At 59.9% G+C, this 15837-nt stretch carries 27 protein-coding genes; 5 read left to right on the plus strand and 22 right to left on the minus strand.

Annotated features, from left to right (window positions below):
* The 11 genes from ABM562_RS10415 to ABM562_RS10465 form a co-directional block, all read right to left on the minus strand.
* Positions 1-261, minus strand: a complete 261-nt coding sequence (locus tag ABM562_RS10415; RefSeq protein ID WP_460421835.1) for a DUF1799 domain-containing protein — start codon at positions 259-261, stop codon at positions 1-3.
* A gap of 53 nt (positions 262-314) precedes the next feature.
* Positions 315-698: a phage tail assembly chaperone gene (locus ABM562_RS10420; RefSeq protein WP_460421837.1), complete on the minus strand. Its 384-nt coding sequence runs from the start codon at positions 696-698 to the stop codon at positions 315-317.
* 9 nt (positions 699-707) lie between these two features.
* Positions 708-1361 carry a phage tail protein gene (locus tag ABM562_RS10425; protein WP_460421839.1) on the minus strand — a complete coding sequence of 218 codons (654 nt, stop codon included), beginning with the start codon at positions 1359-1361 and terminating at the stop codon, positions 708-710.
* Positions 1362-1427: 66 nt separating this feature from the next.
* Positions 1428-1631 carry a hypothetical protein gene (locus ABM562_RS10430; RefSeq protein WP_460421840.1) on the minus strand — a complete coding sequence of 68 codons (204 nt, stop codon included), beginning with the start codon at positions 1629-1631 and terminating at the stop codon, positions 1428-1430.
* 11 nt (positions 1632-1642) lie between these two features.
* The gene (locus ABM562_RS10435) at positions 1643-2071 is read right to left on the minus strand and encodes a phage tail terminator-like protein (protein ID WP_460421842.1); all 429 of its coding nucleotides are present in this window, start codon (positions 2069-2071) and stop codon (positions 1643-1645) included.
* On the minus strand, positions 2068-2742 hold the full coding sequence (locus tag ABM562_RS10440; protein WP_460421844.1) for a hypothetical protein: 675 nt from the start codon (positions 2740-2742) through the stop codon (positions 2068-2070). Before ABM562_RS10440 ends, ABM562_RS10435 begins: the two co-directional genes overlap by 4 nt.
* 2 nt (positions 2743-2744) lie before the next feature.
* Positions 2745-3137: a hypothetical protein gene (locus tag ABM562_RS10445; RefSeq protein ID WP_460421846.1), complete on the minus strand. Its 393-nt coding sequence runs from the start codon at positions 3135-3137 to the stop codon at positions 2745-2747.
* A 2-nt stretch (positions 3138-3139) separates the two neighbouring features.
* The gene (locus ABM562_RS10450; protein WP_460421848.1) at positions 3140-3517 is read right to left on the minus strand and encodes a hypothetical protein; all 378 of its coding nucleotides are present in this window, start codon (positions 3515-3517) and stop codon (positions 3140-3142) included.
* Between the two features lie 3 nt (positions 3518-3520).
* Positions 3521-3955: a HeH/LEM domain-containing protein gene (locus ABM562_RS10455; protein ID WP_460421850.1), complete on the minus strand. Its 435-nt coding sequence runs from the start codon at positions 3953-3955 to the stop codon at positions 3521-3523.
* 47 nt (positions 3956-4002) lie between these two features.
* Positions 4003-4980, minus strand: a complete 978-nt coding sequence (locus tag ABM562_RS10460) for a phage coat protein (protein ID WP_460421852.1) — start codon at positions 4978-4980, stop codon at positions 4003-4005.
* Between the two features lie 3 nt (positions 4981-4983).
* The gene (locus tag ABM562_RS10465) at positions 4984-5757 is read right to left on the minus strand and encodes a hypothetical protein (protein ID WP_460421854.1); all 774 of its coding nucleotides are present in this window, start codon (positions 5755-5757) and stop codon (positions 4984-4986) included.
* A gap of 202 nt (positions 5758-5959) precedes the next feature.
* Between ABM562_RS10465 and ABM562_RS10470 the strand changes: the two genes are divergently transcribed.
* Entirely contained in the window at positions 5960-6466 is a 507-nt protein-coding gene (locus ABM562_RS10470; protein ID WP_460421856.1) for a hypothetical protein, read from the plus strand.
* A 36-nt stretch (positions 6467-6502) separates the two neighbouring features.
* Here ABM562_RS10470 and ABM562_RS10475 read toward each other — a convergent pair whose 3' ends face one another.
* From ABM562_RS10475 to ABM562_RS10490, 4 genes are read right to left on the minus strand one after another with little or no spacing between them, the layout of a single operon-like run.
* Complete coding sequence (locus ABM562_RS10475; protein WP_460421858.1) at positions 6503-7597, minus strand: minor capsid protein; 1095 nt, start codon at positions 7595-7597, stop codon at positions 6503-6505.
* Entirely contained in the window at positions 7524-8924 is a 1401-nt protein-coding gene (locus ABM562_RS10480) for a DUF4055 domain-containing protein (RefSeq protein WP_460421860.1), read from the minus strand. The genes ABM562_RS10475 and ABM562_RS10480 overlap by 74 nt, the downstream gene beginning before the upstream one ends.
* Before the next feature lie 53 nt (positions 8925-8977).
* Positions 8978-10468 carry a terminase gene (locus ABM562_RS10485; RefSeq protein ID WP_460421862.1) on the minus strand — a complete coding sequence of 497 codons (1491 nt, stop codon included), beginning with the start codon at positions 10466-10468 and terminating at the stop codon, positions 8978-8980.
* 3 nt (positions 10469-10471) lie between these two features.
* Positions 10472-11071, minus strand: coding sequence for a hypothetical protein (locus tag ABM562_RS10490; RefSeq protein WP_045194460.1), 600 nt, complete (start codon positions 11069-11071; stop codon positions 10472-10474).
* An 85-nt stretch (positions 11072-11156) separates the two neighbouring features.
* Between ABM562_RS10490 and ABM562_RS10495 the strand changes: the two genes are divergently transcribed.
* A complete protein-coding gene (locus ABM562_RS10495) occupies positions 11157-11357 on the plus strand; it encodes a hypothetical protein (RefSeq protein WP_460421864.1) in 201 nt (66 codons plus the stop codon).
* A 15-nt stretch (positions 11358-11372) separates the two neighbouring features.
* On the opposite strand, the gene ABM562_RS10500 is transcribed toward ABM562_RS10495, so the two are convergent.
* Both ABM562_RS10500 and ABM562_RS10505 read right to left on the minus strand, forming a co-directional pair.
* Positions 11373-11819, minus strand: a complete 447-nt coding sequence (locus tag ABM562_RS10500; RefSeq protein ID WP_460421866.1) for an Ntn hydrolase family protein — start codon at positions 11817-11819, stop codon at positions 11373-11375.
* A 220-nt stretch (positions 11820-12039) separates the two neighbouring features.
* Positions 12040-12270 carry an Acb2/Tad1 domain-containing protein gene (locus ABM562_RS10505; RefSeq protein WP_007941832.1) on the minus strand — a complete coding sequence of 77 codons (231 nt, stop codon included), beginning with the start codon at positions 12268-12270 and terminating at the stop codon, positions 12040-12042.
* Between the two features lie 120 nt (positions 12271-12390).
* On the opposite strand from ABM562_RS10505, the gene ABM562_RS10510 reads away from it, so the two are divergent.
* Complete coding sequence (locus ABM562_RS10510) at positions 12391-12627, plus strand: hypothetical protein (RefSeq protein WP_460421867.1); 237 nt, start codon at positions 12391-12393, stop codon at positions 12625-12627.
* Between the two features lie 39 nt (positions 12628-12666).
* Here the strand turns inward: ABM562_RS10510 and ABM562_RS10515 are convergent, their stop codons facing one another.
* Genes ABM562_RS10515 through ABM562_RS10525 form a run of 3 tightly spaced genes read right to left on the minus strand, consistent with a single transcriptional unit; the run spans position 12667 to position 13842 of the window.
* On the minus strand, positions 12667-12930 hold the full coding sequence (locus tag ABM562_RS10515; protein WP_460421869.1) for a hypothetical protein: 264 nt from the start codon (positions 12928-12930) through the stop codon (positions 12667-12669).
* Position 12931: 1 nt separating this feature from the next.
* A complete protein-coding gene (locus ABM562_RS10520; protein WP_258593563.1) occupies positions 12932-13255 on the minus strand; it encodes a peptidase M48, Ste24p in 324 nt (107 codons plus the stop codon).
* Between the two features lie 56 nt (positions 13256-13311).
* On the minus strand, positions 13312-13842 hold the full coding sequence (locus tag ABM562_RS10525; RefSeq protein ID WP_460421870.1) for a hypothetical protein: 531 nt from the start codon (positions 13840-13842) through the stop codon (positions 13312-13314).
* A gap of 121 nt (positions 13843-13963) precedes the next feature.
* On the opposite strand from ABM562_RS10525, the gene ABM562_RS10530 reads away from it, so the two are divergent.
* The gene (locus tag ABM562_RS10530; protein WP_045201677.1) at positions 13964-14146 is read left to right on the plus strand and encodes a type II toxin-antitoxin system HicA family toxin; all 183 of its coding nucleotides are present in this window, start codon (positions 13964-13966) and stop codon (positions 14144-14146) included.
* Between the two features lie 67 nt (positions 14147-14213).
* Entirely contained in the window at positions 14214-14948 is a 735-nt protein-coding gene (locus ABM562_RS10535) for a type II toxin-antitoxin system HicB family antitoxin (RefSeq protein ID WP_460421873.1), read from the plus strand.
* An 81-nt stretch (positions 14949-15029) separates the two neighbouring features.
* On the opposite strand, the gene ABM562_RS10540 is transcribed toward ABM562_RS10535, so the two are convergent.
* Together ABM562_RS10540 and ABM562_RS10545 are read right to left on the minus strand one after the other, a co-directional pair.
* Entirely contained in the window at positions 15030-15311 is a 282-nt protein-coding gene (locus tag ABM562_RS10540) for a hypothetical protein (RefSeq protein WP_460421875.1), read from the minus strand.
* A gap of 101 nt (positions 15312-15412) precedes the next feature.
* Positions 15413-15784 (minus strand): hypothetical protein, encoded by a 372-nt coding sequence (locus tag ABM562_RS10545; protein WP_460421877.1) that lies wholly within the window; start codon positions 15782-15784, stop codon positions 15413-15415.
* Between the last annotated feature and the right edge of the window lie 53 nt (positions 15785-15837).

Below are 15837 nucleotides of genomic sequence, written 5' to 3' on the forward strand. Positions count from 1 at the left end.
CTACTCCGTTGATTCAGCCAGGACGGCCAGAGCCTCGGCCTCCATTACACGGAGGTCAGGAAAAATTTCGGGAAGGTCGCGGCGTTTGATGCCGAGCATCGCGGCGGTGGCCGGGATGATCGAGTAGTCCAGCCCCGAGGCGCCGCCCGCGCCTGTCCGCCACTGGGTGGACATTGCCTCGAACAGGCGGAAGGCTGGCCAGGCGTCCGGCCAGACCTCTACCTCTTCCTCGGGAAGGTCGGCGCGGCTCAGGCCGAGCATCGCCAGTTGCCCTTCGGAGGCCCCCTGCTCGTAGGCAGCCCTGGCCGCGCGCTTCAGTTTCCCAGGCGGGCCGGGCTGTAGGCGCTCTGGAACGCGTCGATGACAGCTTTCGGCGCGCCAGTGCAGGTTCGCACTAGGTCGAGAATGGCGTCGTCGCTGAACTCGTCGTCGAGATCCCAGCCGACCACGATATCCTTCAGCTGATCAGCCTGAAGCTCGATCTCGGCGGCAGTGGCGTCCTTCCAGCTGACACCCTTTTTCTTCGCCTTCTCCTCCCAGGCATCGCGCGCCTTGTTCCACCGGTCGAACATCTCGGACAGCGCGATACGGTCCAAGTAACGAAACTCGAAACCAACCTCAACCGGGGCCGAGCCGACTCGTGGAAGCTGTACCGCGGCGCCGAACGTTGGGTTCTGCGCGATCTTAATCTTCGCCATGAGTCCCCCTTAGGCGTTGTAGCGGGTTGGGCGACCGGACAGGCCGATGCTGATGGTACGAGTCATCAACTGGTTGCGGTCCATGGTCGGCGTGCTGGTGATGCTCACGTAGCCGGGCATCAGGATCTGGCGATTGCCCGGAAGTTTCAGGCGAACCACAGCAAGCTCCTTGGAGTCGTCATAGCCCTCAACCACGCCGACATACCCGGCCTCAGGCTGATCTTCGACAGCGATCGAAACGCTGATCGGGTTGCGGTTGGTGGGGAACTGGAGGTCGTCGTCATTCTCCAGGTAACCAACGGTGAGGAACTGCTGCTCACCGCCGGATACAGTGAAGGCAGTGACCTTGGAGATCTGAGTCCAGCCCGAAACCGCTACAACAGAACCGGCGCCAGCACCTGCGGTGAAGCGCTCCTCGTTGGTGGTATCGAGACCGGCCAGCGAGAAAGCGTCGGTGGTAACACCGGATGCCTTGACGGCGCGGTCGTTGATCAGTGCCCAACCTGAGTTGATCAGCAGGATATCGCCAGCGTCGATGCCATGCCCGACCGAGGCGGCCACCGGCGGCTTAGCGTTGGTCAGGGCGGTGAAAGGGACTGCAGTGCCGAGAACCGAAGCGATCTCGACAACGGATCCGTTGGGCAGCGGAATGCGTGCGGCCATGGTGTATTTCCTCTTTGTAGAAACGAAAAAGCCCGCACGCGGCGGGCTGGAGTTGAGGGTTATGGTTCAGAGGTCGAGGGTTACCATCACGCTACCGATCGATCGAGGAGGCGGCTCTTCGGCAAGGGAGTAAACACGGAAAACATTCACATCAATCGCTACGACATCCACACCTGCCTCTTTGCGGAAGCGGTCCACGGCTGACTGGATTACCTTGTTTAGCTCCTCTTCAAGCTCTCTCTTTCGGCCTGGCAGTTCGCGAGTGTCCATGGCACCTCCGGCTATGCCCCAGCGGGCGGTTGGTCTGCGACACCCTGGTAGGTGAAGCTGGTCGGGACCGTGTAGGTCGCCGGCTCGGTGATGGTGGGCCCCTGCTCCAGCGGCTCGACGATCAGGCCTTCGAAGCCGTTGCGGCTGAGTTCGGTGTCGACGCGGAACAGATCGCTCAGTTCGTCGACCAGGGCGTCGGCAGTAGCGAGGGCCTGGCCCGCCGGGCAGACGATGCTGATCTGATAGATACCCCGGTACTCCAAGGCCTCAGCAGCCAAGTAGCGGGTGGTGGTGCTGGCCGGCAGTAGGAAGGCCCGGAGGTAGGTTTCGCCCGGAGCGGCCTCGAAGTCCTCCTCCATGTGCGCGACCCGGATCGGGCGCGCAGCCGCCCAGGCGGCCAGCTTGATCTCAATTGCCTGTCGGGCGCGCGCGTGGCTCATACCTGGTTGTTCCTGATGGCTTCATCGACGATGGCCTTGAAGCGCGCCAGCGTCACGCGAACCATTCCGTGCGGCGCCTGTGTCGAATGGCCGTACTCGAGAGGGATCGCGTACGGCAGATTGTTCACGATGTAGGCGGTCTGGCCGATCGTAAGCGCCGCGACCTGCGCCTCCAGCTCGGCAATGGTCTCATTACCCGATCGGTCGATACGTTCCAGCTCACCAGTCGCCGGCGCATCAATCGAGAATTGCCAATTGCCACGGAAGCGTCCACCAACATAGCCCTGGCCCGCCACAAGACCGTTCACAGCGAAGTTCTGCTCGCGCTCGGCCTTCGTCAGCGGCTTGGTGTACTTCACGCCCCTTCGCAGCTTCCCGGCCTTCGTGAAGTTGTCTTGGTTGAGGTTGATCAGGGTGTTGCGTACGGCGACCTTGAAATCGTAGTTGTCAGCGGCCCGAGTGTTGGCCGCCCGGTGAGCTACGTTGGCTTTCCAGATCTCGGGATCGCCTACTGGCGACATGCGGATAACGCTGCTGCCAATCTCGATCACAATCTCGCGAAACGTGGCATCAAGCGCCTGCTCAGCCTGCTCTGCAAAAGCCCGAATGCTGTCAGCGAATCCGCCCTGCAGCCCGCCGTATCGCTGAGTCATGTGTGAACCGCGTGGCATGGTCATTTCCTCAGCTGTATTGTCCAGGTGGCCTTGGCCGGGTCCTCCGAAACGTTGAGCGCCCGGTAGCCACTGACCTGATCGCCGACCTTGGGGGCGGCCGGCGTTTCGGTGACCGCACCGCTTTCCTCTTCGAACAGCTCGTTCTGCAGCACCAGCAGCTTCACGTCCTCAGTCTGGATGCGAGCCCCATCAATCTCCTTGGCCAGGTAGCTGCCGAACACCCCACGCCCCGAATAGTGGATCGTCGTGGCTGGTACCGTTCCACCAATCGCGGGGTCGTATCCGCCTTTGGTGGTGCGACTGCCGGCCACCGGCCTCACGGCGTCAGCCAGACCATCGGGATCATCGAAAGCCTCGGCCAGCTCAGCCTGAATCTCTTCGCGCATGCCCATGGTCAAATCCTCTTGAGCATGACGGTCCCGGAGCGACGCACCCAGGGCGCAATCAGGTCCAATGCGAAATTCTCAGCCGCGGACAGCTCGACTGACCCCTCGGCGTAAGTCTTGCTAGTCGAGGTGCCAGCCTGAGCTGACACGGTCTTGCTGAGCACCTCTTTGCCAGTGTCCTTGTAGAGCTTGTTCTCGGTAGCCAGCTTGGCCACCTGTGCACCGGCGGACACGATCGCGTCCGGCATCGGGTCTGGCACCGTCCGCCTGATCTTGGCTGTGAGCCAGGCATTGGCCATGGCTACGGCAAGAACAGCATCACCGGAGCCCGCCCAACCCGGCCCAAGCTTCTGGTCGACGTCAGCGACGGTGATGAAGTCGGTCATGGCTTATTCCTTCGGGATCAGGGCCTGCAGGTCGGGCTTGTTGAGGGCGGCGTCGAAGGTGATGCCCTGGGCCGTCAGCCACTCCTTTAGCTGCGGGACCTTCATTTTGTGCGGGTCGGTCTCGTCGTCGCCGCCCTCTGCCTCAATCGCTTTGTCGATCTCGGCCTGGCTGCTCACAGAGGCATAGCCAGCCGGCGGGTAAGCAGAAACCTTGTAGCCCTCCGCTACCCACTGGGCGATGGTCGGGCCATCCAGGCGCAGGCCTTCCTCGATCTCGCTGACGCTGATGCCCTGTCGCTGGTACGCCTCGCCGATATGGGGGGCATTGCCCTGCACAGAAACCGAGGTGGCGCCGTCGATGACGCCAAAGAACTGATCCAGGCGGCGATAGCAGGTGCCGCGCTCGCTGCCCGGGGAGTTGGTGTAGATGACTTTCATGGTGAGCTCCTGCGCAGGGCACCAGGTCGGCGCCCCGCATCATGGGGTCAAGGGGTGGCAGTGCCGCTGATTACCGCGGCGAACGGGACCTGCTTGCGGTCGAACACGCGCTGCCAGTTGGCGGCACTGGCGTATTGGACAGCAGAGGGACTGAGGTTTAAGTTCTCGCTGCCCTTCCAGCTGAATCCGGCTGGCTGCAGGATGAAAGTCTTGCGCTCCCACAGGACCTCGGCACCACCACCGTTACCGCCGCCGGGCTTGCGCTCCAGCTCGACCGGTACGGTTGGCGAGCCCTCGCCGTAGCCGAATGCACCCTGGCCGAAGAAGACGGACAGGAACTGGCCTGGCGCGTAGGTCAGGCTGTCATCCATGAACACTGGTTTGCCCAGATAGGTGGCCAGGATGATCTTGCCCTGGGAGTCGCGCAGGTACTCGATCATGTCCTGCTTGACCATCTGGTTCATCACCACCGAGTGCACGCCGATTGCAGCGAACATATCGGCGGCGTCGCCGGCGGTAAAGGCGGCGTCCTGGAAGGCATTAGCGCTGATCGATGCGCCGGAGTCCTTGACCATGTCACCGCCGTTGTTGGCGATGTTGGAGGCGATCACGCCACGCGCTGAGCCCAGCAGGTAACGCTGCCACTGGCGGGTCCAGTAAGTACCAAAGCGGTTGCGGATGTGTTGCTGCGGCTCGGAGTTGGCAAGCTCAGCGGTGAGATCGGAAACGCCGTACCCTTTGTTGAGGTACAAGGTCCGAGCCCGCATGCTGCCCTGTTTCGCCTTGCCAACCTCGCCCAGGTCGTCGGAGTTGTCGTTGGAAATGTTTGGCGCCTCGTCGGCGTCCAGGTCCTGCCAATAGCTGATTTCGGAAGTGCCCTGACCGTTCTTGGCGATGTCGTCGAGAGTCGCCGAGCGGGTCACGATGCCCGACTCGAAGACGGCAGTCTTCTCGGGGGAGTTCACCGGCTCCAGGGTGCCGTAGTAGTCGGAAACGAAGATATCCGACAGTTGGGTAGATGCCATGGTTTAAGTTCCTCGGGTGGCTTGGAGTTTTTTGAAAGCGTCGGGGTTGTCGCGAGCCATCGCAGCGCGCTCGGTCTCGGTGTACTCGCCCCATTTCTTCGTGGCCTTGCCACCGTTGTCGCCGGTCGGCCCGGCACCCTGAGCCCTTGGCCACAGGTGGGTAGCGGTCTCGCGCAGCGATTCCGCCCATTCGAGGGGAGACAGCGGGGTCTTGCCGTCCTTCCCGTACACGACTTCGCCGGCACGATCAGTGGCGACAGGTTCGCCGTCTTCGCTCAGCTTGAAGGTGCCACGGGCGCGAAGAATGATGTCCTCGGCAGCCTCGGGCAGCGCTCCGGCCTTGATGGCGGCAGCGCGGATGGAGTCGGCCAACACCTTGTCGCTGTACTTGGCAGCGAAGGCTTCGGCCTTGTCGGCGCGCTCGTTGGCGGCCTTAACCTGCTTTTCCAAGTCACCGCGTAGGCGCTCGGTACGACGGTTAATAACCTCGTCCAGCTTGCCCTCGGCGATCAGCTTGGTCTCTTCGTCCTGGCCGACTTTGGCCAGCAGGCCCTTGACCGCTTCGATATCCAGACCGTCGAACTGGCCCTTCAGTTTGTCCAGCTCGGTCTTGATGGTCTTGTTGGAGCCGATCAGCTCCTGGTTCTTGGACTTGAGGCCCGAGACCTCGCCGTCCAGGTATTTCTGTACCTCGCCACCGAGTGCTGCCTTGAGCGCTTCGGCTTGGGTTTCATCGAGAGTGAGGCCGTGGGCGGCCGGGTCGAAATCGAAAGGCATGATGCTTTCCCTTGGGGATTGGCGGACCCGCCTGGCGGGCAGAAAAAAGCCCCGTCTAAGCGGGGTGTGGGTTTTCAGCAGGCACAAAAAAACCGCCTGAAGGCGGTCCAATTAAAAATCTTCGCAAAATCACCCAGGGCGTCTTGCGATTTTCAATAATTTCATTTATCTTGTACAAACAAATGAAACAGAGATATCCAACATGAAAGCAACTGTTCAATTCATCCTTGATCAGAACGAAGCACCAATTTTTGCGGTGCTGCCTTACGCAGAATACACGCGCCTGGTCGAAAACCAAAGGACCGGTGCTGAAGCGCCATTGTCTCCATCCTTGTTGAGCCCGGATGGCCGTTACATCCGCTTGCCACACGGCGGCCCAGGCGCAAAACTCGACGTTCTGGCCTTTGTGAAATGGCTTGAAAAACGCTCCATCGTCAACATGGCAATTAATCAGCGCGCTCAGACCCTGGACAAATTCCCTGCAAACCAAAGCGGCACTCTCGACCCGGTGATCCGTAGTTTTTTCTTGCCTCAGAACTCACCGTACAAGAACACCATGCAGGCTACTACTGATGTGGTGGATGCCTTGGTAGAGACAGGGGTATTTACCCGTATCAAGCAAAGCTACGAGTACTTCTACCGGCCGGTTAACGCTATCGAAGTAAACTGGAAAGAAGCAATCAAGTTCATGGAGAAACATGAAAAGTAGTGCAGTGCAGCACCTGTAAGTTGCACAAGCGAGCGGTCAGGTAATCCCTGCCCGCTCGAATGCTATGGGCTCCATTACTTTCAGTTGCTCCAAAGTTAACGGTTTGAAGCTTTTGTCCAACTGCAGTGCGGCGAATCGGTCAGCTGTCAGACCACCATCGCGAAACAGCTTTGCGCGGACTAGACCCAGCGCAGCGTCTTGGAAGGCCGCTGGTTGCGTTTTCAACCATTGGTAATAGCTTAGGCCCGCCGATACCTGCGCGCCGCCGCCAGCCCCCACGGATGCCCGCGTTGCGCCTTCGCCAAACAACGCCGACAGCCTGGTTACCGGCACCGTTGTCGAGCGGCAATTGACGTGCGCCGGCGGCAACGGTCCCTTCCCCACCTCGAACACTCGACCGTCCAGGCTCTTGCACAGGGCGCTGGTCTTGCGGTCGAGCGTCGAAACCCAGCGATAGCCTGGGATGACATCGGAGTTCGCCTTGAGCGTCTCCATGCGCGCCGTGGTGGCCACATGCTGAACTGCGGTATGAACGATTGAACGGGCGTTGCGGTTGCTGACGGCCAGGACGCCGTCGGTGAAGTTCTGTGCCGCGGTACCGCGAATGGCCTGGGTGATCTCGGCGTTGGTCTGCCCCTGCACGACGCCGAGCCGGATGGCGTTGGTTACCCTGGTCGACTCCGTGCGTGTCCAGCCGTTGAGGAAGGATTTCAGCAGCGTGCCGCCGTCAATCCCCGACACCTGCAGCGGCTGCGTGTTGATCGCCGTTCGGATCAGGGCATCGGTCGGCATGATCGCGTCGATCAGCAGCGCTTTGGCCAGGCTCCGGCCTTCGAAGGCCGCCTCATACAGCGCGATGTCCACCAGGTCGGACTGCATGCGGTCGCCGAATGCCTTGTAGATCTCCAGCAGCTTGCCGCCCACCCGCCCCAGAAACTCCTCGAGCCTGCTGCGGCTGTAAGTCGTCAGCTCCTTGCGGGTGAGCTGGTCGCGGACGTGGGTATCAGCCCTGCGCAGGTAGGTCTCGAACTTCTTGACCTCGCCAGCCTTGAGTCGCTCAAGCAGTACCGAGTGGCGGCTTACCTGCTCCAGCAGCTTCTCGTCCGCCGTCTGCTCCGGTTTCGTCGCCATCTTCTTTGTCCAGGTTGACGCCGCCCGCGCCGTGGTCGTCGCCGATCAATTCGGCCTCTTCGTCGTAGGGGTGCTCGGGAAGCTTCCCGGTGGTGAGGTACTGCCAGTAAGTCTCGGCGCTGATGGTGCCGGCCATAACACTCTTCTGCAGCTCGGCCAGGACCTGGGCGTTGACCTCTGGGATCACGAACTCAGGCTTGACCGTGAAGACGACCTCATCCGGATTGTAGCCAGTCCACTCTGCGGCATAGCGCAGCGCCTGCTCGATACCGGCAGCAGCGGTAATGACGATACTGTGCAGCGTGGCGTGCTGGTCGTTCTGGCGGGTCTTGCGGGCCTCGCCCGATTCGGTGCCGGATACGTCCATGACCTTGGCGCCAGCTTCAAGGGCCGCGTTCTTCTGGTCTTCCATTGCCGTGCGGACGGCCTGGATGCCGGCGCCCTGAAACTCGAGATAACCACATGATCCTCTAGGGCCGAGGTCCCACGCAGCAGACGGACCGGTGACGCTGAGCTCGACGCTATCCTCCAAGCCGGCCACCCACGGCTGCGGGTGGCTGGTCTGGTGCAGTGCGGTGAAATAGTCGGCGCTGAGCTGGTAGGACTTCAGCGCGGCCCGCGCCATGGTCAGCAGCGGGATCTCGTCTACGTCCGGTGAGTTGTCGGTCGATCCGCAATAGATAACCGGGATGTACTCCAGGCCGCGCACCAGCTGGTTGTCGGTACCGACAGTACCCAGAGGGCGCGCGTTCTCGACCAACTCGCCGGCCTCGTTGCGCACGGCGGTGTAGCAAACTTCGCCTTCCATGTAGAACTCTCGGAAAACCATCACGCACTCATGGCTGTAGCGGTCCTCGGTATCCTTCTTCCGGAACTCACGGAACACAGACAGGACCAGGTCCTGGCGACCACCCTGATCGGCCGTGTCCCAGTTGATGGCGTTGCGCACTGCGTAGGTGGAGAAATACGGCTGCCCCGCGTCGTCCACGTTGACTACCAGCGGTACCCGGCCATGCGAGATGGCCTGGCGCACGATACGCAGGAACAACTGAATCAAGCCAAACCCGTCGGCGGTGGCATTCTCTTCGAGGTCCTTCAGGCCGGCAGGCAGTTTCACCTCAGGGATCAGTCGCGAGACCAAACCCATCATCGAGCGCAGCGAGTCACGCACCCAATGCTCATACTGGGCGCGGTCGGTGTAGTTACGGTAGAGGTATGCGTTACCCGCGCCGTCCAGCTTCTCGGCCTCGACCATGCCGCTCGGCTTCGGCAGATTGCGCGGGCTGCGCTTGATAGCGCCCTCGCCCTCAAGGGCGTCGTCCATCATCCGCCACTCAGCAATGTGAGCGTCGTAGTCTGGGTTGGTTGATTGAACAGGCATTACGCCAAACCTCCGATGCGGCGGACACCGCCTGTGCGTTTACGTCGCGCCATGGCAACGGCGAAATAGCGGAAACCGTCGGCCGGGTGGGATGACCAGTCATGAAGCGGCTTATCCTTCCAGCACCCACGCTTGTCGTCCCACTCTTTGCGGTAGCTCTCAAGGGCGGTAATGCCCTCGCCGCATTTGGCTTCGTCGAAGGCGCAGTTCGGCAACACCTCCCGGGCCTGCTCGATGCCTTCATCGATGCCGAGCTTGGGCACGACCAGGAATGTCATCCGGTACTTCTCGCCATCGATCTCATAGCCCTCGCGGGCCAGCTCTCGGCGTGTCTTGCCGTCGCTGCCGAACTCACGGTTGTCGATGTCGTGCGGGCCCCAATGCTCACCGTAGGTGTAGCCGCGATCCTTCAGCACCTTCATGTAGTGCCGCAGGCCTTCACCACTGTTCTGGTAGAAGTCGACAACGTGGTATTCCTCGCCGACGATCCGGACGAACCAGATGGCCGTGGAGTCGCCCACGCCGATGTCCCAGAAGGTGTGCACTGGCAGGTGGCTGTTGTCTGGCAGCTTGCCGATGCGCTGGGCGGCGTAGAGCTTGGTGAACTGCTTGGCGTAGTAGGCGCCCTCGATCGTCTGCTGGAACGCTTCGGCAGGGATCGACGGGTACTCCCGCTTCATGTCGTCGCCGAGGGTCTTTTCCTTGGCGGTGTACCAGGCTCGCTGGCCTGGGTTGGTAACGATGCCGTGCTTTGCGGTCAGGTCGTCGAAATACTTTGTCAGGCGGTCTGGGATGGTGACATCAGTCGGATCAAGCCAGTACAGCGGGTTCCGCCACCAGCTGAAGAAGAAAAACTTCCAGTCCAACAGGCCCAGGGGCACGCCGGCGAGCTGCTGCTTTTCGGCTGACTGGCTGTAATCGAAGAAGTACCCGGCGCGGCCCTCGGCAGTCGACTCAATGGTGACGAAGCACTCAGCGGCCACAGCCTCAAACGCACCGGTGACGATCTCCCGTGCCTTGTGCGGGAACTTGGCGCAGATCTTCCCGAACTCAGAAACGTGCAGGTAACGCAGCGTGCCGCCCCGGAACGAGGTGGAGACGTAGAGCGATCCGCCCTTGCTGAACACCAGCTCGCCCGCGGCGTCATTGCGCGCCGGGTTGGCCGCCTTGATCTCCTTGGGCAGGTTGTCATAGGCGTACTTCACCTTCTCCCTGAACAGGCGCTTGGCGTCGTTCAAGGTGTGGGCGATCAGAGCGCACTTTGCCGCCTCGAACAGCGCTGCATCCAGTTGGACGATGCACACCAGGGTGGTGAACCCCAGCTGCCGCGCCTTCAGGATGATGTTGCGGGTGTGCATCCCCTGGAAGTAATCGACCTGCTCCTGCGTCATGCGGAAGCGGACCTTCTTCCCCTGCTTGTCGGTGATGAAGTACAGGTTGTTCAGCCGCCAGAACCGGTCCCGGAGCAATTTCAGGTGCTCGGGCTTCATGGGTCAGGCTTCCTTCGATAGTTCATCCATCAGCTTGGACAGTTCGTCCGCTTCGTCCGTCTTCTCCTTCTCGTCCAGGCCGAATGCCTGGCGCTCGAGCACCTGGAGGTTCTTCATTGCAGCTGACAGCTGGAACAGGGTCTTGGAGTTACTTGGGAGGGCCACCGCGGCAAGCATCGAGGCGCGGCGCATGCCGTTGCTGTCCTCGGCGGTCTCTTCGTCGATCGCCTCCTCAATTTCCTCCCGGCGCTGAATGGTGGTCAGCAGATCATCCATCAGCAGGTTCGCAAGGTTGGTGGCCTTGCGGATGTCGCGGCGGTGGCTGCGAACTACCTGCGCGCCCTCCTCTGCGGCCTCTTCGATGATTTCGGTGTCGAGTTCGCGGTTCGCGCCTTGATCGTTGCGAACCTCGCCGCGAACCAGCTTGCTGCGAACCTCTTTACGCACCTGGTCGGAAAGGTCCCGCGCCCAGTTCAGGGCCTTGGCCTTCTTCCTGATTGCGGTGTCGCTCACGCCCTGGCGCTCTGCGATGGTTCTGATGGAAAGCGCACCAGCCCGGTAGGCTCGTTCGATGGCCTCCCAGTCGGGTTGCTTGGTTGTCATAGGCAATCTCAGGAAACGAATGTGGCATTGAAATAGTGGCCGGTTGCCGGTATTGGTGGGGATCAATCAATGCAAGGAAGTAGAAATGTCCGAAAGATTCAGCTCCATTGCGGCAGTCCAATCAGCGGATCGGGCCGACTCAAAGCGAAAGGCAGCTGTCATTGCTGCGCTTGAGCTTGTTGCCGCCGCCGTCTCAAACCCCATCAATAAAGCAGTTTTGTCTGATGAAATTTCTAAACTCTCCGGATATGCAGACGCAATCCAGGAAGCCTTGAAGGGCAAGTGACCAACCCGTGCCGCACTACCCCTGCGGCACACCCTCTTCGCGAATAGCTACCGTCCGGACCTTCCCGCCGGTGTAGATGTCCCGCTTCATGGCAGCGCGCACCGCGTCTTCTGCGCTTGCGCCCATATCCATTGCAGCCAAGGCATAGGGGGAGCCGCTGCCGATCGCGTCAGGGTTGGCCGGGTCGAGATCCTGCCTCCAGATACCCGTCTTATCGTCATGACCGACCAGCAAGAGCTTTCCGCCATCGACGACATAGCCTGAGCACTCCACAGGAACTGCCGATGGAGTACCGAAGTAGGCGGCGATCAATGCCTTCTCATCGCTGACAGCACCCGACAGGAAGAAGCTGACACCGCCGACAACCTGGCACTTCGGGGAATCATCAGAAACGATTGCTCCGCCCCGGGTTTGGCGAGAGTCGTAGGCCATCACGCCGTCCTTGTAAGCAATGGTCGTCATTCCGTAACCCCCTCAAGCCACTCTTCAATTATCCGGCGAACTACTGGCTCGGTCAGGACTGCTGATGGCTTGCCGCCGGCGATCACTGAGCGCACCAGGTCACAAGGCAGCACGTGGACACCGTCATCAGCCGCAACAGTCAGATGCGGACGCCTCTCAGCGATATCGTGAATGTCTGCGGTGACCGGGCGCGCGCATTCAAGGCGAGTTCCGCTTCTCATCAACTGAACGGATCAGCAGGTTTAGCGATCGAGCGCACGAACCACATGAAGCCCTGCTGCAGGTTGGTCTTGGCCAGAGCCAGCAGGCGTGGGTCAACGCCCTCGATCTGGCTGATCTGCTTGAACAGCTCGCCGGCGTCCGCTTCCAGGGCCTTGATCGAATTCATGCCGTCGATCTCGCTTTGGCTAAGGTCGCGGTAGCCGGTGATTTTCTTGTGCTGGTTATCCATGGGTAGCTCCTTTGTACGATGACTCATGTTCGACTCCACCCGTCGCCTCCCTCTAAGGTTTGTGGCAGCTATCCAAATGAGTGACTAATAGTTAAATCTCTGCCTGGGGAGGCACAAAAAATGCAACCAAGATTCGTTATCGTTCCAGCTGTGCCTGTAGAAACCAAATCGATTCAAACAGGTAACCGCTTCTACGCCACTACCGTGTCAAATGGCTTCGACATCTACGACAACCAGGAGAAGGTCCGGCTCAAACTAAGCTACCCAGTAAAGGGGCTGGCAGAGGCCGCATGCGCAAAGATGAACTTGGAGTCGCGCAATCCCGATGAACTCTTTCCCCTGTTAAGGACCGAATGATCCACCACGAAACGGCGCACTTGGAATTTGTGGCGCGGCTTAGCTGAACACGTGGCCGCGCCGGGCCCAGGCATAGGCGACCACCCCAGCGTGGAGCATCGCGCCGAATGGGTTTACCCAGTGACCCTGCAGGGCAGTGACGAATGCACCGAACCCACCGATGGCCACCAGGTAGAAGGCGATGCTCAGCAGCGGCTGGTCAGCCGGGCGAACCTTGCGCAGGTAGTCACAGGCGGCAACCACCACCAGAACGCACAGAAACACGTCCAGGGCAGTCAGCGCTGAAACCAGGATGCTGTTCATATCAGGCACCTCGCGCCGCGACGAACGACCCCATGGCAGCCTTGATTGCCGGGATGATGTTCATGGCTGTAAGGCCCAGCACGAAGGCCACACCGCACAGCAGGTCATCGGTCACCGCAAGTTCAAGCTTGGGGGCAAGCCAGGCGGTGACGGGCTGGGTCAGGTAGACCGAGAAGCCGAAGCCGGTCGCAACAGCAGTCGCGGCCTGGAAGCGGGTCAGGTCCTTCAGAAAGCCAAGCGAGAGAATCGAGCCGATGAATGCAGCCATCACCACCCCGTACTTGCCCAGCACTACGCTCGCGGCGGCGCTTGTTGGCTCGGCCATAGGTGGTGCTCCATGTGAAAAAGAGACCCGCTCAAGGCGGGCAAGGTGCAGCAGGATTAGCGGGAGTTCAGCATGCCGCCTGGTCGCAGCTCTTCGCGGATGACTTGGCGGATGGCGTCAGCTGGATCGGTGACCTCGAACCTCCAGGGATCGACAAGGCCGGTCATCACCTTGTAGCCGCCGGGCAAAGTTTGAGTCTTGATGGTGTATACGGCTGCAAGCTTGCCGGCGTCGACTTCGGCCTGGTTGATGAACATTTGGCCGTCGATGATGAAGAAGGGCTTGCCGGGCTCGCCGCCGGGCTTGACCACCTTCAGCTCACCAGCGCCGTGGGCTTCCACGATTTCCTGTACCTCGCGAATCTTGCGGGCCAGCTCACCGTAGAGCGTGACCCCGCCAAGGCGCAGCGGCTCGACGGTAGGCTCGGCATCGATTCGGGCAACAACGTCGCCCCTCTCCAGGTCGCCGATGACCGTGTTTCCGGACGGGCCCTTGATAGTGAATGCACCTGTCTTGAGGTCAATATCGACCTGGCCGGAGGTACTCGAAAGCTTGCCTGCAGTCAGAAACCGCGACCGGTCACTCATCGTTATGCTCCTGGAAAGAAAAGCCCAGCTCAAGAACTGGGTTCGGAATACGCACCACAAAAACGTTGTAATACCACAAATTCGTAGTATACTGAATTCATCCAAACAACGAGGCGAGGTGATGAAGTACAGCGAGTTCAGGCGATGGTTGAAAGCCCAAGGGGTGACCTTCGAAGCAGGCAAAGGAAGCCACTTCAAAGTCACCGCCCCAAACGGCAAGCAAACGGTCTTTGCGGACCACGGCTCAAAGGAAATGAAAGAGCCAACCCGCAAAGGAATCATCAAACAGCTGGGGCTTGAATGAGCCCCAGCTCACTCGCATTCATCACCCGCAAACATTCAACAGAGAGCCGCCGAGTGGAGGGCTAGAAATGTTTGATTACCCCGTGACTATTCACGAAGACGAAAACCCAGGTGTCGCTGTTACTTGTGACGACCTGCCAGAGCTCAACAGTGCCGGCGACGATATTGCTGATGCGCTGCGGGAGGCCGTGGACGGGATTGAAACCGCGTTGTCGCTCTACGTGGATCAACGTCGCGCCATTCCTGCCGCGTCCGAGCCAGCACCTGGTCAGCACGTCGTGCGACTGCCAGCGGTGACTGTGGCGAAGATCGTGCTGTGGAACGAGATGATGGCCCGCGATATGCGCAAATCCGATCTGTGCCGTCTGCTGGGCCTGGCCCAGACCCAGGGCGATCGCCTGGTCGACTTCCTGCACACCTCGAAAATGGAGGCAGTAGAGGATGCGCTGAAGGCCCTCAACATCAGGTTGAGCCTGAGTCCAGAGCAAATGCAAGACCCTTTAGACATCTGGATCAACCTCCCTGAGTCAAGAGTTTCAGCCGGTTTTCCCTTACGCCGCCTGGTTGAAGCTTTTGGCGAGAACCGGGAGCTAGTGGTCGGCAAATCAAATGCGAATCAAGGCGAAGTGAAAGAGCACAGTGTGGATTTCATTCTGCGGGAATTCGCTCACTCAGGCAGCCGCAACACTCGGCAAGCCACTATTCCGGTTGTGGACGCGATCGTAGCGAGCGGCGTGTTTCGCCGCTCTCGTATGATCGATCCAATTACAAGGCGAGAGGTTGATAGTATCGCCCTAATTTAGATGCTAGCCCCTCCCTTGGGGTCTTGGTTCAGGCAACAAAAGCCCGGCGCAATGACTGGGCTTCAAATTTCACGGAGCTCACTATGACTGAAGCCCGAAGATTACGACTTTAAGGACTTTTCCATCGACGTAAGAAATGCTGCCGTTTAGCTTCGGCGAGCTCTCTGGTCCGTCCGACCGAACGAGGTCGGCCAGTGTGACCTGCATTTCACGAATATCGTAGCTGTACTTCTGGCCATGCTTTTCGCGGTACTCGTTGTAGCGGACGCAAATAATCTCTGTGTCGAGCGGAGCGCCCAGCCTCGAACAGTCAACTTTGGCAAGGCCTATGACCTTCAGCAAATCATCAACATCAATACTCATCACTGCCTCGATTCATCCTGAGAAATCTGGAGTCAGAATATCAACGGAGACAGAAAACAAAAACCCGGCTCAAAGGCCGGGTTCTTCTTGAATTCTCTGATTTAGCTATCGAGCTGATGCAGCACTTGCCTGATCTGACCTGGGTCTAAATCAACAAGCATGTTTTCAAACAGGGCGACCACATTTTTGCCCTGCAGGCGCTGGTAAAGCTCATCACCGAAGAGAGTTCGGGTCTTTCTGTTAAGCATCACTGCGCCGGGCCTCGGCTGCGGCGCGTCAATGATCAGGCCGATATCTTCAAGATCACCAGACAGCTCTTCTGCAATCTCAACGATTTCGTCCGAGCCTGGAAGGTCTGACTCGCCTGCCGACCTGAGCGAGCGCAAATACTCCTCGGCCACAACTCCTGGCGAGAAACTTTGATTTGGTGTTGCCGCCCCAAGAAGACGCTTTATCAGCTCCCACATTTCCATGCGATACCTACTGATCACCGAGGTGAACAGGACTGGCATCACAGCCAGGCTTT

Source organism: Pseudomonas sp. ZL2, from assembly GCF_054788455.1.

Excerpts from the sequence above, each read along its gene's own strand:
- ABM562_RS10535 (WP_460421873.1), top strand. The coding sequence starts at position 14,214 with ATGTTTGATTACCCCGTGACTATTCACGAAGACGAAAACCCAGGTGTC.
- ABM562_RS10470 (WP_460421856.1), top strand. The coding sequence starts at position 5,960 with ATGAAAGCAACTGTTCAATTCATCCTTGATCAGAACGAAGCACCAATT.
- ABM562_RS10540 (WP_460421875.1), bottom strand. The coding sequence starts at position 15,311 with ATGAGTATTGATGTTGATGATTTGCTGAAGGTCATAGGCCTTGCCAAA.
- ABM562_RS10465 (WP_460421854.1), bottom strand. The coding sequence starts at position 5,757 with ATGCCTTTCGATTTCGACCCGGCCGCCCACGGCCTCACTCTCGATGAA.
- ABM562_RS10435 (WP_460421842.1), bottom strand. The coding sequence starts at position 2,071 with ATGAGCCACGCGCGCGCCCGACAGGCAATTGAGATCAAGCTGGCCGCC.
- ABM562_RS10520 (WP_258593563.1), bottom strand. The coding sequence starts at position 13,255 with ATGGCCGAGCCAACAAGCGCCGCCGCGAGCGTAGTGCTGGGCAAGTAC.
- ABM562_RS10420 (WP_460421837.1), bottom strand. The coding sequence starts at position 698 with ATGGCGAAGATTAAGATCGCGCAGAACCCAACGTTCGGCGCCGCGGTA.
- ABM562_RS10445 (WP_460421846.1), bottom strand. The coding sequence starts at position 3,137 with ATGGGCATGCGCGAAGAGATTCAGGCTGAGCTGGCCGAGGCTTTCGAT.
- ABM562_RS10455 (WP_460421850.1), bottom strand. The coding sequence starts at position 3,955 with ATGAAAGTCATCTACACCAACTCCCCGGGCAGCGAGCGCGGCACCTGC.
- ABM562_RS10460 (WP_460421852.1), bottom strand. The coding sequence starts at position 4,980 with ATGGCATCTACCCAACTGTCGGATATCTTCGTTTCCGACTACTACGGC.
- ABM562_RS10475 (WP_460421858.1), bottom strand. The coding sequence starts at position 7,597 with ATGGCGACGAAACCGGAGCAGACGGCGGACGAGAAGCTGCTGGAGCAG.
- ABM562_RS10515 (WP_460421869.1), bottom strand. The coding sequence starts at position 12,930 with ATGAACAGCATCCTGGTTTCAGCGCTGACTGCCCTGGACGTGTTTCTG.
- ABM562_RS10440 (WP_460421844.1), bottom strand. The coding sequence starts at position 2,742 with ATGCCACGCGGTTCACACATGACTCAGCGATACGGCGGGCTGCAGGGC.
- ABM562_RS10490 (WP_045194460.1), bottom strand. The coding sequence starts at position 11,071 with ATGACAACCAAGCAACCCGACTGGGAGGCCATCGAACGAGCCTACCGG.
- ABM562_RS10530 (WP_045201677.1), top strand. The coding sequence starts at position 13,964 with ATGAAGTACAGCGAGTTCAGGCGATGGTTGAAAGCCCAAGGGGTGACC.
- ABM562_RS10415 (WP_460421835.1), bottom strand. The coding sequence starts at position 261 with ATGCTCGGCCTGAGCCGCGCCGACCTTCCCGAGGAAGAGGTAGAGGTC.
- ABM562_RS10425 (WP_460421839.1), bottom strand. The coding sequence starts at position 1,361 with ATGGCCGCACGCATTCCGCTGCCCAACGGATCCGTTGTCGAGATCGCT.
- ABM562_RS10450 (WP_460421848.1), bottom strand. The coding sequence starts at position 3,517 with ATGACCGACTTCATCACCGTCGCTGACGTCGACCAGAAGCTTGGGCCG.
- ABM562_RS10510 (WP_460421867.1), top strand. The coding sequence starts at position 12,391 with ATGCAACCAAGATTCGTTATCGTTCCAGCTGTGCCTGTAGAAACCAAA.
- ABM562_RS10505 (WP_007941832.1), bottom strand. The coding sequence starts at position 12,270 with ATGGATAACCAGCACAAGAAAATCACCGGCTACCGCGACCTTAGCCAA.
- ABM562_RS10430 (WP_460421840.1), bottom strand. The coding sequence starts at position 1,631 with ATGGACACTCGCGAACTGCCAGGCCGAAAGAGAGAGCTTGAAGAGGAG.
- ABM562_RS10495 (WP_460421864.1), top strand. The coding sequence starts at position 11,157 with ATGTCCGAAAGATTCAGCTCCATTGCGGCAGTCCAATCAGCGGATCGG.
- ABM562_RS10485 (WP_460421862.1), bottom strand. The coding sequence starts at position 10,468 with ATGAAGCCCGAGCACCTGAAATTGCTCCGGGACCGGTTCTGGCGGCTG.
- ABM562_RS10525 (WP_460421870.1), bottom strand. The coding sequence starts at position 13,842 with ATGAGTGACCGGTCGCGGTTTCTGACTGCAGGCAAGCTTTCGAGTACC.
- ABM562_RS10545 (WP_460421877.1), bottom strand. The coding sequence starts at position 15,784 with ATGGAAATGTGGGAGCTGATAAAGCGTCTTCTTGGGGCGGCAACACCA.
- ABM562_RS10500 (WP_460421866.1), bottom strand. The coding sequence starts at position 11,819 with ATGACGACCATTGCTTACAAGGACGGCGTGATGGCCTACGACTCTCGC.
- ABM562_RS10480 (WP_460421860.1), bottom strand. The coding sequence starts at position 8,924 with ATGATGGACGACGCCCTTGAGGGCGAGGGCGCTATCAAGCGCAGCCCG.